Consider the following 13,296-nt stretch of genomic DNA (forward strand, 5'->3'; position numbering starts at 1 on the left):
TCAGCGGGGCCTTCGGGCGAGTGGTGCGCGTCGGAACGGACGCGGGGGAGTCAGGATGCCGCGGGGCTCTCGGGCTCGTCGTCGGCGACCCAGAGCTCGTCGTCGGCGCGGAACGTCTGCCAGACGGCGTACGCCACGCCGGCCGCGACGACCACGCCGGCGCCGATCGCGAGGATCGTGCCGACGCCCGGGCCCTTCTTCTGCTCGACGACCACGGCCCGCGGGTTGACGCGCTCGATCGCGCGGCGCACCCGGGTGTCGTTGGCGATGTCGCCGACCGAGAGCAGCGAGCCGAGGAAGCCGCCGACGGTGCGCTCGGCGGTGTCGCCGGCGCGCTTCGCGATGACTCGCGCCGAGTCGAGACCGGGCCGGACGTACGTCTGGTAGCCGTCTCGGACCCGCGGAACGACCTCTTCGCGCGTCAGGTTGCCGAGCTGGCGGCTGGCCTCACGGGCGACGGAATTCGCGTGCTCCAGTACGGCCTGCTGGTTCCCCCACAGTTCTTCCGCACTCCCCCGCAGCCGCTTGAGTTCCTTCCGGCGCTTGCGTGACAGGCTCATGTCGACCTCCATCGTTGTGCAGCGAACTCCTCCATCTTGCCACCGAACCGCCTGGAAACGAGGTGGGAGTCGTCGGGGGTTGCCAGCGGATGCCGCTTCGTGCATGAGAGAATGGCCGACATGGCTGCTCTCCCCACCGCTGTTGCGACGATCACGACGAACCACGGCCCGATCGAGGTCGAGCTCTACGGCAACCACGCGCCGAAGACGGTGCGCAACTTCATCGGTCTCGCGACCGGTGAGCAGGAGTGGACCCACCCGGGCACCGGCCAGAAGCAGACCGGCGTGCCGCTCTACGACGGCGTCGTGTTCCACCGCATCATCCCCGGCTTCATGATCCAGGGCGGCGACCCGCTCGGCCAGGGCATCGGCGGCCCCGGCTACCAGTTCGACGACGAGATCAACCCCGAGCTCGACTTCACCGAGCCCTACGTGCTCGCCATGGCCAACGCCGGCCCCGACCGTATCACGGGCGGCGGCACCAACGGCTCGCAGTTCTTCATCACGGTCGGCCCGACCACGTGGCTGCAGGGCAAGCACACCATCTTCGGCAAGGTGACCGACGCGGCCAGCCAGGCGGTCGTCGACAAGCTCGCCGCCGTGCCGACCGACGGTCGCGACAAGCCCCTCGACGACGTGGTGATCGAGTCGATCTCCATCGAGCAGCGCTGACCCGCCCGAGAAGCTCGGGCATCGGGTGAGCGAGGGCGCGCCGTCCCGCGAGGACTTCTGCTATCGGCATCCCGATCGGCGGAGCTACGTGCTGTGCCAGCGCTGCGGTCGCACCGTGTGCGGCGAGTGCCAGACCCCCGCGCCGGTCGGGGTGATCTGCCCCGAGTGCATGCGGGAGCAGCGCGCCCAGGCGCCGCGCACGAAGCCGGCCGCCTTCACCCGCATGCGCAGCGCCGCCGGCCGCGGCGCCCCCGTCGTCACGTACTCGATCATCGGCGTGACGCTCGTCGTCTACCTGCTGCAGTTCCTCACCGGCTCGCTGCTGACGAACCTCTTCGCCTTCACGCCGCAGGCGTTCGTGCTGTCGATCGAACCGTGGCGGGCGCTCACGAGCCTGCTGCTGCACGGTTCGATCCTGCACGTGCTGCTGAACATGTACACGCTGTGGCTGTTCGGCCAGCTGCTCGAGTCGATGCTCGGCCGGTGGCGATTCCTCGCGCTCTACCTGATCGCCGGGCTCGCCGGCTCGATCGGCGTCGTCGTGTTCGCCGACCCGTTCACCTGGGTGCTCGGCGCATCCGGCGCGATCTTCGGCCTGATGGGCGCCTTCGTCGTGATCCAGCGCCGGCTCGGCGGCAACCTCACGCAGCTCTACGTGCTGCTCGCGATCAACCTCGCGATCGGCTTCCTGCCCGGCGCGAACATCTCGTGGCAGGCGCACCTCGGCGGGCTCATCGGTGGTGCCCTGGTCGGGCTCATCTACCTCGAGACGCGCGACCGCTCGCGCCGGGGGCTGCAGATCGGCCTGCTCGCCGGTCTCGTCGTCGCGCTCTTCGTGCTCGGCTTCCTCGTGGCCCGCTGGAAGATCGGCGCCTTCTGAGTTATCCACACCCTCTCCACAGTCTGGGGAGAATTACAGAGGTGTGATTCAGCGGGTCCCCGCTCGGAGCCCCGGATTCGCGGGAATCTCGGGCCCCACAGGGTTATCCCCAGATTCCACAGGCAGCTGTGGAAAATGGGGACAACACTGTGGAGAGCTGTGGAGAGCGCCGCCCGCAGATACGCGAGAGGGGCGGATGCCGAAGCATCCGCCCCTCTCTCGTGAGTGCAGTGGGCCGGCGTCAGCGCCAGCGCGTGGTCATGAGGAAGCCGATGAAGGCGATGCCGAAACCGATCAGGATGTTCCACGGACCGAGGTCGGCGATGGGCCAGGCCCCGCCGGAGACGTAGAACACGATGATCCAGGCCAGTCCGAGCAGCATGAAGCCGAACATGACGGGCTTGAACCAGACGGGGTTCGGGGCCTCTTCACCGCTCGGCTGCTCCGCGTTCGCGGGCTTCGAAGATTTCGCACGTGCCATGCCCGAGATTCTATCCGAGGCCGGGCGCTGCGCCCATCCCGGGGCCGAAGCGCACGGTTCGACCACAGCCGGGCCGCAGTAGACTCACGGGTATGTCCGCGCCCGCGCCGGTTGAGGGTGGGCGACGCGCGTCGCGTCGCCCCGCGAAGCCGCGCCCCCGGGTCAGTGTCGTCGGCGTCTTCGGCGAGCTCCTCGTCACCGCGGGCGTGCTCATCCTGCTCTTCCTCGGCTGGCAGCTGTGGTGGAACGACGCGATCATGGCGGGCCAGCAGTCGCAGGCGGCATCCGGCCAGTCCTCGAAGTGGATCGAGGACGAACGCGCCGCGCGCGGGGACGCGCCCGCACCGGACCCGGCGGACTACGGCGACCCGGTCGTCGACACCACCGAGTACGGCAATGGCGAGCCGCTCGCGGTCATGTACGTGCCGCGGTTCAACACCCCCGGCACGGTGGATTCGGTGCGCACGGTCGCGCAGGGCTACGGCCTCGACGTGCTCAACAGCTTCGAGCTCGGCGTCGGGCACTACCCCGAGACGCAGATGCCCGGTGAGGTCGGCAACTTCGCGATCGCCGCGCACCGCAGCGCCTACGGCGGCGGCATGCACGAGATCGAGCAGCTGCAGCTCGGCGACGGCATCTTCATCCAGACCAAGGACGGGTGGTACACATACCGCTTCCGGGACTTCGAGTACGTCACACCGGACTCGGTCGACGTGCTCGCGCCGGTGCCGCACCACCCCGATCTGCAGCCGAGCGATCGACTCGTCACGCTGACGACCTGCAACCCGCTGTACTCCACGGCCGAACGACTGATCGCCTACGGCGTGCTCGAGTCGTGGCAGCCGCTGTCCGCCGGCCCCCCGGCCGAGATCGCGGCCGACGTCGCACGATGGGAGCAGTGACGTGTACGGAGCCCTCTGGAGCATCCTGCCCGGCCCGTGGTGGCTGCGGCTGCTGATCATGCTCGTGCTGGCCGCAGCGGCGGTCTACGCCCTCTTCACCTGGGTGTTCCCCTGGGTCGACCACATCCTGAACCCGATCAACGTCACGGTGGAGTAAATGTTCCGCGTCCTCGTCATCGACAACTACGACAGCTTCGTCTACACGCTCAACGGGTACCTGCAGGAGCTCGGCGCCGAGACCGAGGTCGTCCGCAACGACGACATCGCCGTCGCCGACGTGCCGGCGCGGCTCGCGGAGTTCGACGCGGTGCTCGTCTCGCCCGGCCCCGGCAAGCCGGCCGACGCCGGCATCTCGATCCCCGCGGTCGAAGCGGCGGTCGCCAGCGGCCAGCCGCTGCTCGGCGTGTGCCTCGGCCACCAGGCGATCGCCGAGGCCTTCGGCGGAGTCGTGACGAACGCCGAAGAGCTCATGCACGGCAAGACCTCGAACGTGCGGCACGACGACGACGACTTCTACGCCGGCGTGCCGCAGCCGTTCACCGCGACGCGGTACCACTCGCTCGCGGTCGTCGACGGCACGCTGCCGCCCGAGCTCATCGTCACGAGCCGCACCGAGGGCGGCGTCATCATGGGGCTCCGCCACGAGCGGGCCCCGATCTACGGGGTGCAGTTCCACCCCGAGTCGGTGCTGACCGAGGGCGGCTACCGCATGCTCGGCAACTGGCTCGCCGCCGCGGGGCTCCCCGAGGCGCGGGAGCGCGCCGCCAGCCTGAACCCGCTGCTGAAGTAGCCGGGCTCAGCTGAAGGAGCCGGGCTCAGCCCGCGCAGTACGTCAGCTGCACCTCGGAGCCCTGCGGCACGTCGCCCGCGGCGAGGGACTGCTGGGTGACCGGCGAACCGGGCTCCGACGGGCAGTCGGGGTCGGGCACCGGCACCGGCACGAGCTGCACGCTCTGCGACTGCAGCACCGAGGTCGCCGCTTCGAGCGACTGCCCCGTGAGATCGTACAGCGTCACCTTGCCGCTCGAGACGATGAACTTCACCGTGGCGCCGACCTCGACCTTGGTCTTCGCGGCGGGCTCGGTCGACAGCACGGTGTTCTCGGCGACGGTCGGCGAGTTATCGCGCGTCTCGCTGCCAGGGACGAGGCCGGCATCGGTGAGCGCCTGCTTGGCCTGATCGAGCGGCATGTTGGTGACGTCGGGCACTTCGACGGCATCGCGCCCCGTGGAGACGTAGACGGTGACGACGGTGCCGTTGGCGACGGTCTCGCCGGAGGGCGGATCGGTGCTGATGACCTTGCCGGCCTCGACGGTCTCGTCGGTGCGGTCGATCCGCGTCGCCGGCAGCTTCAGGTCCTTCAGCGTCGCCGCGGCCTCCTCGTACGTCTGACCGCTGAGGTCGGGGATGCGGGCGACGTCGGAGGGCAGTTCGGAGGTCGGCTGGAGATTCAGCGCCCAGTACATCACCGCGATCACGATGACGATGACGGCGACGATGCCCGACCAGATCCACACCGCCGGTGGGCGCCGCTGGGTGCGCGCCATCGTCTCGTCCTCGGTGAGCTGGCGGAGCGCGAGCTCCGAGCTCGAGAGCGAACCGGTGGGGGCGTCGAACAGCAGCGCCGTGCCCTCGGGCTCACGGTGCACCGGCACCCGGCCCGAGGCGGCCGTCTCGACGTCGGCGCGGAACTCGGCCGCGGTCTGGTAGCGCTCGTCGCGGTTCTTCGCGAGGGCGTGCATGACGACGGCGTCGAGCGCCGGCGAGACCTTGGGGTTGATGACGCTCGGCTTGACCGGGCGCTCGCTGACGTGCTGGTACGCGACCGCGACGGGGGTGTCGCCGCGGAACGGCGGGCGGCCCGTGAGCATCTCGAACAGCACGACGCCCATCGAGTACAGGTCGGTGCGCGCATCGACGGTCTCGCCCTTCGCCTGCTCGGGCGAGAAGTAGGCGGCGGTGCCGAGGATGGCGGTCGTCTGGGCGACGGTCGTCGAAGAGTCGGACACCGCGCGGGCGATGCCGAAGTCCATGACCTTCACCTGGCCGGCGGTGGTGATCATGATGTTGCCGGGCTTGATGTCGCGGTGCACGACGCCGGCGCGGTGCGAGTACTCGAGGGCGGTGAGCACCCCCTCGGCGACGCGGACCGCGGCCTGCGGCTCGAGCGGCCCGTCGCTGATGACGTCCTTCAGGAGGCGCCCTTCGACGTACTCCATGACGATGAAGGGGAGCTGCACCTCGTGACCCGAGGCGTCGACCACGGTCTCCTCGCCGGCGTCGAAGACGCGGACGATGGTGGGGTGGGCCATCCGCGCCGCCGACTGCGCCTCCTGCCGGAACCGCATGCGGAACGCCGGGTCGGTCGCGAGCTGCGGCTTCAGCAGCTTGATCGCCACCTGGCGGCCCAGCCTGGAGTCGGTGCCCACGTGCACGTCCGCCATGCCGCCGCGCCCGATGAGCGCGCCCACGCGGTACCGACCCGCGAGAATGCGTCCTTCATCGTTCACGTCGTGCAGTTCCTTTCCTCGGCGCGATCGGTCAGGACTCGCGCGATGGAGCGGCGGGGGTCCGCGTCAGTTTCCGTCGGGCTGCTCGTTGCCGGGCAGCGGCGACTCCTCGATGGTCACGGTGGCGGCCGGGGAGGACGGCGAGCTCAGCTGACCGCAGAAGTAGCTGTAGCTCACGTTCACCTGGCCGGTGGCGTCGGCGTTCGTCGCGATCGTGACCTGCCGCACATCGGCCGAGACGGGCGAGGGCTGCGAGGCCGGTCCGTCGACGGTGATGCTGTACCCGGAGAGCGTCTGGCCCGAGGGGCAGCTCGCGGCGGGCCAGGAGACGGTGAACGACTGCCCGGCGGTGACGGAGGCCGGGTCGACCGAGGGCGCGGAACCCGGGGCCGACGGGGTCTCGGGCTCGCCGTAGTAGGTCAGCGTGATCGTCGTGCCCGGCTGCACCGGGCCGCTCGGGTTCACGTCGGACACCGTGTTGGCGAGGCCGGGCTCGGTCGCGGGACCGCCCTCGACGGCGTTGACCGGGAGGCCGAGGCCGTCGATCTCGGCGCGCGCCGCATCGATGTTCATGCCGATGTAGTGCGCGCGATCGATCTGGATCGTGTCGGGCGCCTCGGAGGTCGGCGGTGCGCTGGAGCTCGGCGGTGCGCTGGAGGTGGTCGGCGGCTTGCTCGAGGTCGACGGGGCGGCCTTGCCGTTGCCGTTCATCATGAGCGCGACGACGATGCCGATCAGCACGATCGCGAGGATCGCGATCAGGATGATGAGCGGCCAGGTCCACTTGCTGCGCTTCTTCTTGCCGTCCGCGGTCTCGTCGCCCTCGGCGGTGCCGTCGGCGGAGAGGGCCGCGCCGGCGCCGGCGGCGAGCACGGTCGTGGCGGCGGTGGGCGCGCCCTGCTGGGGGAGCAGGAGCGTCGCCGCGGTGCCGTCGCCCGTGCCGAGCACGGCGGGGACCGCGGCGGCCGCGGCCTGCACGTCGCCGCGGCGGAGCGCGGTCGCGGCCCGAGCGAGATGCGCGGCGGACTGCGGACGGTCGGCCGGGTTCTTCGCGATGCACGCGTAGACGAGGTTGCGGACCGGCTCGGAGACCGTCACCGGCAGCTCCGGCGGCGTCTCGTTGATCTGGGCCATCGCGATGGCGACCTGCGACTCGCCTGTGAACGGGCGGCGGCCGGCGAGGCACTCGTACGCGACGATGCCGAGCGAGTAGATGTCGGTCGTCGGCGACGCCGGGTGGCCGGAGGCCTGCTCGGGCGAGAGGTACTGGACGGTGCCCATCACCTGGCCGGTGGCCGTCAGCGGCACCTGGTCGGCGATGCGGGCGATGCCGAAGTCGGTGATCTTCACCCGGCCGTCGGGCGTGATCAGCAGGTTGCCCGGCTTGATGTCGCGGTGCACGAGGCCCGCCGCGTGGGCGGCCTGGAGCGCCGCGGCCGTCTGGGCCACGATGTCGAGCACCTTGTCGGTCGAGAGCACGTGCTCCCGCTCGAGGATGGTCGAGAGCGCCTCGCCGGGCACGAGCTCCATGACGAGGTAGGCGCTGCCGTCCTCCTCGCCGTAGTCGAAGACGTTGGCGATGCCCTCGTGGTTGACGAGTGCGGCGTGCCGGGCCTCGGCGCGGAAGCGCTCGAGGAAGCCGGGGTCGCCGAGGTACTCGTCCTTCAGGATCTTGAGGGCGACCTGCCGGCCGATCACGAGGTCGGTGGCTTGCCACACCTCGCCCATGCCGCCGATCGCAATGCGCGACTGCAGTTCGTAGCGCCCACCGAAGGTGAGCCCTGCGCTCGGTCTCATTTGTTCAGCACCGCCTCTAGTACCTGTTTCGCCACCGGTGCGGCAATCCCGTTGCCGAACCCCTCTTGCCCTTGTCCCCCGCCGTCTTCCACCAGGACCGTGATCGCATACTGGGGGGCGTCGGCCGGGGCAAAACCGGTGAACCAGAGAGTGTACGGATCACTCTCGCCGTTCTCCGCGGTGCCCGTCTTCCCAGCCACGCTGACGCCGTCTATTCTTGCATTACTCGCGGCGCCGTTCTCGACGCCGTTCACCATCATCTGCACCATGGTGTCGGCCGTCTCCTTGCTGATCGCACGGCCGAACTCGCTCTTCTGGAACTCCTGCAGCGGGGTGAAGTCCGGGGCGGTGATCTGGTCGACCAGGTTCGGGTTCATCACGATGCCGCCGTTCGCGATCGCGGCGGAGACCATGGCCATCTGCAGCGGCGTCGCCCGCACGTCGCCCTGACCGAACGCGGTCAGCGCGGTCTGCGGCTCGTCGAGCACGGCCGGGTAGGTGCTGGGCTGGGTCGCGGTGGGGATGTCGAACTCGGTGTCGAAGCCGAACTTCTCGGCCTGCTCGCGGATCGCGTCGTCGCCGAGCGCCATGCCGAGTTCGGCGAAGGGGATGTTGCACGAGAGGCGGAGCGCGTCCGCGAGGGTCACCTGGGCGCCGCCGCCGCACGTGCCGCCGTCGGTGTTGCGCACGACCGCATCGGTGCCGGGCAGCGTGATCGACGCCGGGTTCGGGAAGGTGCTCTCGGGCGTGTACTTGCCGGACTCGAGTGCGGCCGCGGTGACCACGAGCTTGAACACCGAGCCCGGGGGGTTCATGTCGCCGCCGGTGGCGCGGTTGTAGAGCGGGTCGGACGGGTCGTCGACGAGGCCCTGGTAGGTCTCCTGCACCTGTCCGCTGTTGTGCACGGCGAGCGTGTTCGGGTCGTAGGTGGGCTTCGTGACCATCGCGATGATGCGGCCCGTCGAGGGCTCCGTCACGATGACCGCGCCCGTGTAGTCGCCGAGCGCGTCCCACGCCGCCTGCTGCGCGACGGGGTCGATCGCGACCTCGACGGAGGCGCCCATCGGGTCCTGCCCCGAGATCAGGCGGTTCAGCTGGTCGAAAAACTGGGTGGAGGACTGCCCGCTGAGATACGAGTTCAGCGAGCGCTCGAGCCCGGTCGCCTCGCCGTTGATGGGGAGGAAGCCGGTGACCGGGGCGTACAGCGGGCCGTTCGCGTAGACCCGCTGGAACTTGTAGTCGTCGTCGGAGGGCTGCGAGTACGCGATCGGCTCGCCGCCGACGAGGATCGGCCCGCGCTCGACCGAGTAGCTCTCGTACAGCGTGCGCGAGTTCCGCGGGTCGTTGGCCAGGGCCTCCGCCTGCGCGTACTGCACGATCGTCGACGCGACGAAGAGCGACAGGAACATGACGAAGACGAGGATCGTGATGCGCTTCAGTTCGCGGTTCATCCGTCGATCACCAGCCTCGGATGGTTGCGGACCGTATCGGACAGCCGCAACAGCAGCGCCACGATGATCCAGTTCGCGACGAGCGAGGATCCGCCGGCCGCGAGGAACGGGGTCGTCAGGCCGGTGAGCGGGATGACGCGCATGACGCCGCCGACGACGATGAACACCTGCAGGGCCACGACGAAGGAGAGCCCGACGCCGAGCAGCTTGCCGAAATCGTCCTGCCCGGCGAAGCCGATCCGGAAGCCGCGCGACACGAACAGCAGGTAGAGCGCGAGGATCGCGAAGATGCCGGCGAGGCCGAGCTCCTCGCCGAGGCTCGCGATGATGTAGTCGGACTGCGGCACGGGCGTGATGTCGGGGCGGCCCTGCCCCCAGCCGGTGCCGATCAGCCCGCCGTTGGAGAGCCCGAAGAGTCCCTGCACGAGCTGGTAGCTGCCGCCGACCTCCGCCTCGTAGCGAGCGGGGTCGAAGGGGTTCAGCCAGTTCGCGAAGCGGTTGCCGACGTACTCGAGCACCTGGCTCGCGATGAGGGCGCCGGCGAGGAACATCGAGAGGCCGAGCACGATCCACGACAGCCGACCGGTCGCGACGTACAGCATGACGAGGAACAGGCCGAAGTAGAGCAGGGCGGTGCCGAGGTCGCGCTGGAACACGATGACCGCCATCGACAGGGCCCAGACCACGAGCAGCGGCCCGAGGTCGCGCGCCCGCGGGAAGCGCATGCCGAGGAAGGTGCGGCCCACCATCGAGAGGGAGTCGCGGTTGCGCACGAGGTAGCCGGCGAAGAACACCGCCAGCGCGATCTTCGCGATCTCGCCGGGCTGGAAGTTCATGACCCCGGCGATGGAGATCCACACCTGGGCGCCGTCGTGGTCGTCGCCGAGTCCCGGCACGAGCGGCAGCAGCAGCAGCACGATCGCGACGAGGCCCGACAGGTAGGTGTACTTGAACAGCACGCGGTGGTTGCGGATCAGGAGGATCGTCGTGATCGCGCAGACGATCGCGATGGCGCTCCACACGATCTGGCGCACGGCGGCGCTGTCCCAGCCGGTGTCGCCCTCCGCGATGTCGATGCGGTAGATCATCGCGATGCCGATGCCGTTCAGCAGCGTGGCGATCGGCAGCAGGAAGGGGTCGGCGTCGCGCGCCACGAAGCGCATCGAAATGTGCAGGGCCAGCACGAGCGCCGAGAGGCCGGCGCCGAGCAGGATCAACTGGGTGTCGATGGCGCCGAGGGCGCCCAGCTGCACGAGCACGATCGCGCCGGCGTTGATCGCGCACGCGAAGAGCAGCAGGGCGAGCTCGAGGTTGCGGAGCTTCTGCGGCAGGCGGATGCGGCGGATGCCGGAGGGCGGCGTCGGCTCGCCGGCGGCCCGCGCGGCGCGGCGGGCTCCCCTCGACGAGCTCGGGGAACCAGCCGAACTCGGGGAACCAGCCGAGCTCGGGGAACCAGCCGAGCTCGGGGAACCAGCCGAGCTCGGGGAACCCGACGAGATGGGGGCGGTGGGCTCAGTCAAGCGACGCCTCCAATCGCTGCACGATGCGGGAGGCCTCGGAGTAGGAGTCGGCGCTGATCGTCTGCTCCACCCGCTGCTGGTCGTAGGTGCGCAGCTCGGACACGTCGATCGTCGTCTCGGTGTGCAGCTCGTGCAGCGAGATCGGCCCGAGGTTCTGCTGGATGCCCTGGTAGATCGCGACGCGGCCATTGTGCTCGCCCACGTAGAAGCGGGTCTGCGTCCACTGGTAGCCGACGACGAAGGCCGCGACGATGGCGCCGACGAGCAGCACGATCCAGGCGCCCCAGACGATGCGGCGGCGGCGCCGGCGGCGCTCGTCCTCCTCGATCAGCTCGTCGAAGTAGTCGACCGAGTCGGGCTCGAAGTGCGTCTCCTGCACCGGATGCGGGCGGAACGGCGTGAGCCGGATGCCGCGGGGCCGCGCGGGCTCCGGCGTCTTGAACGCGAGCGGCGCGGCGGCGGAGCCGACCATGACGCCCGGGGTCTCCGGCGCCGGCGGTTCGCCGACATCGACCACGATGACGGTGACGTTGTCGGGGGCGCCGCCGTCGAGGGAGGCCTTGACTAGGCGCTCGGCGACCGGCTTGGCGCTCAGGTCGCTCGCGAGGAAGTCGTGGATCTCCTCGAAGGAGACGACGCCGGAGAGGCCGTCGGAGCAGAGCATCCAGCGGTCGCCCGGCCGGGTCTCGAGCACCATCGTGTCGATCTCCGGAGAGGCTTCGACGTCGCCGAGCACGCGCATCAGCACCGAGCGGCGCGGATGCACCATCGCCTCCTCGGCGGTGATGCGCCCGGCGTCGACGAGCCGCTGCACGAAGGTGTGGTCGATCGTGACCTGATTGAGCTCGCCGGAGCGGAGCAGGTAGATACGGGAGTCGCCGATGTGCGCGATGACCACGCGGTCGCCGGTCAGCATCATGGCGCTGACGGTCGTGCCCATGCCGGTCAGCTCGGAGTGCTCGGCGACCGTCTCCGCGAGCCGGCGGTTCGCCGCGATGAGCGCGCCCTCGAGGGTCGCCGCCGCCTCCGTGGGATCGGTGAAGGCCCGGTCGACCTCCGCGATGCGGTGCGTCGCGATCGCGCTCGCCACATCGCCGCCGGCGTGACCGCCCATGCCGTCGGCCACGAAGAAGAGGTGGTTGCCCTCGAACCCGGAGTCCTGGTTGTTGCTCCGGACCCGGCCGACGTGGGAGACCGCCGCGCTCGCCTTGACGTGCGTCATGGGCTACCGCCGGAGCTCGAACGTCGTCGCGCCGACCTTGACGGGGACTCCGAGCGGGATCGGGGTCGGCACGCTCACCCGGGAGCCGTCGAGGAAGGTGCCGTTCGTGGAATCGAGGTCCTGGATCATCCACCGGTCGTTCCACAGCATCAGCCGGGCGTGGTGGGTCGAGGTGTAGTCGTCGCGGATGATGATCGCCGAGTCCGCCGAGCGGCCGATGGTGATCTCGTCGCGGCCGAGCGGGAACTCCGCGCCGGCCTTCGGGCCGGAGGTGATGACGAGCGTGCGGGCGTTCTGCGCCGAGGCGATCTCGCCGTTGGCGGGCACGGGGGCGGGGGGCGGCTTGCGGGTGCCGCCGCCGGGGGTGATCGGCGAGCTGGGGAAGCCGGATGCCACGGGTGCGCCCGCCTGCGCCGCATCGGGCTGCAGCTTGCGCACCCGCTGACCGAAGAGGTCGCTGCGCAGCGCGTAGACGATGGCGAACACGAACACCCACATCAGCAGCAGGAAGCCGATCTGGAGGACGAGGAGGGTGAGTTGACTCATTCGGCCGGCCCCCAGAACCCGTTCATGTCGTGGCGCTCCGTCGCCGGTTCGCGGCGCGGCGCGGCCGCGGCCTGCGCGAGGACGCGGAACACGATGCGGGTGCGCCCGATGGTGATCACCGAGTCCGGCTCCAGCACGGAGTCGGAGACCGGGGCGCCGTCGAGCTGGGTGCCGTTGGTCGAGCCGAGGTCGCGCACGCGCGCGCGCGAGCCGTCCCACTGCACCTCGGCGTGCCGGCGGGAGGCGCCGGTGTCGCCGAGGGCGATGTCGGCCTCACTGCCGCGGCCGAGCACGGTGCGGCCCTTGATGATGGGGTAGCGCTTGCCGTCGACGTCGAGCACCGGGGTCCAGGCGACCTGGCCCTTCACGTTCTGCGAGTCGACCTGCACCATGCCGACGGTGAGCTCCGCGTCGGGCTGCAGCTCGATGGTGATGCCGCCGGCGAACTGGAAGCGCTGGCTCGCGGCGTGCTTCTGCACGAGGTCCACGAGTTCGTCGATCAGGGCCGGGCCAAGCCGGGACATCCGGTCGTAGTCCTCCGCCGACATCCGCACCGTGAAGGTGTTCGGCACCAGCACGCGGTCGCGCGAGACGACCGCGGCCTTCGTGTCGATCTCGCGCTTCAGCGCGGAGGTGATCTCCACCGGCTGGAGTCCGGAACGGAAGGTCTTCGCGAACGCGCCGTTGACGGCGCGCTCGAGACCCTTCTCGAAGTTGTCCAGTAGGCCCACAGGTCTCCCGATTCCGGTGTCTGA

Annotated in this window: 14 protein-coding genes; 5 read left to right on the forward strand and 9 right to left on the reverse strand. The window is 70.1% G+C overall.

The features are described from left to right. Positions 1-50: 50 nt before the first annotated feature. Positions 51-560 carry a DNA helicase gene (locus ACFWE1_RS14100; protein WP_376934042.1) on the reverse strand — a complete coding sequence of 170 codons (510 nt, stop codon included), beginning with the start codon at positions 558-560 and terminating at the stop codon, positions 51-53. A gap of 120 nt (positions 561-680) precedes the next feature. Here ACFWE1_RS14100 and ACFWE1_RS14105 point away from each other — a divergent pair, with 120 nt between their 5' ends. Continuing rightward, on the forward strand, positions 681-1,232 hold the full coding sequence (locus ACFWE1_RS14105) for a peptidylprolyl isomerase (protein ID WP_376934043.1): 552 nt from the start codon (positions 681-683) through the stop codon (positions 1,230-1,232). A gap of 25 nt (positions 1,233-1,257) precedes the next feature. Further along, a complete protein-coding gene (locus ACFWE1_RS14110; RefSeq protein WP_189083958.1) occupies positions 1,258-2,112 on the forward strand; it encodes a rhomboid family intramembrane serine protease in 855 nt (284 codons plus the stop codon). A gap of 241 nt (positions 2,113-2,353) precedes the next feature. Here ACFWE1_RS14110 and ACFWE1_RS14115 read toward each other — a convergent pair whose 3' ends face one another. Further along, entirely contained in the window at positions 2,354-2,593 is a 240-nt protein-coding gene (locus tag ACFWE1_RS14115; RefSeq protein WP_243569924.1) for a cell division protein CrgA, read from the reverse strand. 92 nt (positions 2,594-2,685) lie between these two features. On the opposite strand from ACFWE1_RS14115, the gene ACFWE1_RS14120 reads away from it, so the two are divergent. From ACFWE1_RS14120 to ACFWE1_RS14130, 3 genes are read left to right on the forward strand one after another with little or no spacing between them, the layout of a single operon-like run. Continuing rightward, positions 2,686-3,495, forward strand: coding sequence for a class E sortase (locus tag ACFWE1_RS14120; protein WP_376934044.1), 810 nt, complete (start codon positions 2,686-2,688; stop codon positions 3,493-3,495). A gap of 1 nt (position 3,496) precedes the next feature. After that, positions 3,497-3,652, forward strand: coding sequence for a hypothetical protein (locus ACFWE1_RS14125; RefSeq protein ID WP_376934045.1), 156 nt, complete (start codon positions 3,497-3,499; stop codon positions 3,650-3,652). Further along, complete coding sequence (locus ACFWE1_RS14130) at positions 3,653-4,285, forward strand: anthranilate synthase component II (RefSeq protein ID WP_376934046.1); 633 nt, start codon at positions 3,653-3,655, stop codon at positions 4,283-4,285. 25 nt (positions 4,286-4,310) lie between these two features. Here the strand turns inward: ACFWE1_RS14130 and pknB are convergent, their stop codons facing one another. The 7 genes from pknB to ACFWE1_RS14165 all read right to left on the reverse strand — a co-directional run bounded on the left by pknB (position 4,311) and on the right by ACFWE1_RS14165 (position 13,272). Continuing rightward, positions 4,311-6,005, reverse strand: coding sequence for a Stk1 family PASTA domain-containing Ser/Thr kinase (gene pknB, locus ACFWE1_RS14135; protein ID WP_376934047.1), 1,695 nt, complete (start codon positions 6,003-6,005; stop codon positions 4,311-4,313). Between the two features lie 66 nt (positions 6,006-6,071). Then, entirely contained in the window at positions 6,072-7,802 is a 1,731-nt protein-coding gene (locus ACFWE1_RS14140) for a serine/threonine-protein kinase (protein ID WP_376934048.1), read from the reverse strand. Continuing rightward, the gene (locus ACFWE1_RS14145; protein WP_376934049.1) at positions 7,799-9,253 is read right to left on the reverse strand and encodes a peptidoglycan D,D-transpeptidase FtsI family protein; all 1,455 of its coding nucleotides are present in this window, start codon (positions 9,251-9,253) and stop codon (positions 7,799-7,801) included. Before ACFWE1_RS14145 ends, ACFWE1_RS14140 begins: the two co-directional genes overlap by 4 nt. Then, positions 9,250-10,599 (reverse strand): FtsW/RodA/SpoVE family cell cycle protein, encoded by a 1,350-nt coding sequence (locus ACFWE1_RS14150; RefSeq protein ID WP_376934139.1) that lies wholly within the window; start codon positions 10,597-10,599, stop codon positions 9,250-9,252. Before ACFWE1_RS14150 ends, ACFWE1_RS14145 begins: the two co-directional genes overlap by 4 nt. A 166-nt stretch (positions 10,600-10,765) precedes the next feature. Continuing rightward, complete coding sequence (locus ACFWE1_RS14155; protein ID WP_376934050.1) at positions 10,766-11,995, reverse strand: PP2C family protein-serine/threonine phosphatase; 1,230 nt, start codon at positions 11,993-11,995, stop codon at positions 10,766-10,768. A gap of 3 nt (positions 11,996-11,998) precedes the next feature. Next, the gene (locus tag ACFWE1_RS14160; protein ID WP_376934051.1) at positions 11,999-12,541 is read right to left on the reverse strand and encodes an FHA domain-containing protein; all 543 of its coding nucleotides are present in this window, start codon (positions 12,539-12,541) and stop codon (positions 11,999-12,001) included. After that, positions 12,538-13,272: an FhaA domain-containing protein gene (locus ACFWE1_RS14165; protein ID WP_376934052.1), complete on the reverse strand. Its 735-nt coding sequence runs from the start codon at positions 13,270-13,272 to the stop codon at positions 12,538-12,540. The genes ACFWE1_RS14160 and ACFWE1_RS14165 overlap by 4 nt, the downstream gene beginning before the upstream one ends. Between the last annotated feature and the right edge of the window lie 24 nt (positions 13,273-13,296).

The organism is Agromyces sp. NPDC060279 (genome assembly GCF_042726785.1).
In the GTDB taxonomy this organism is placed as follows: domain Bacteria; phylum Actinomycetota; class Actinomycetes; order Actinomycetales; family Microbacteriaceae; genus Agromyces.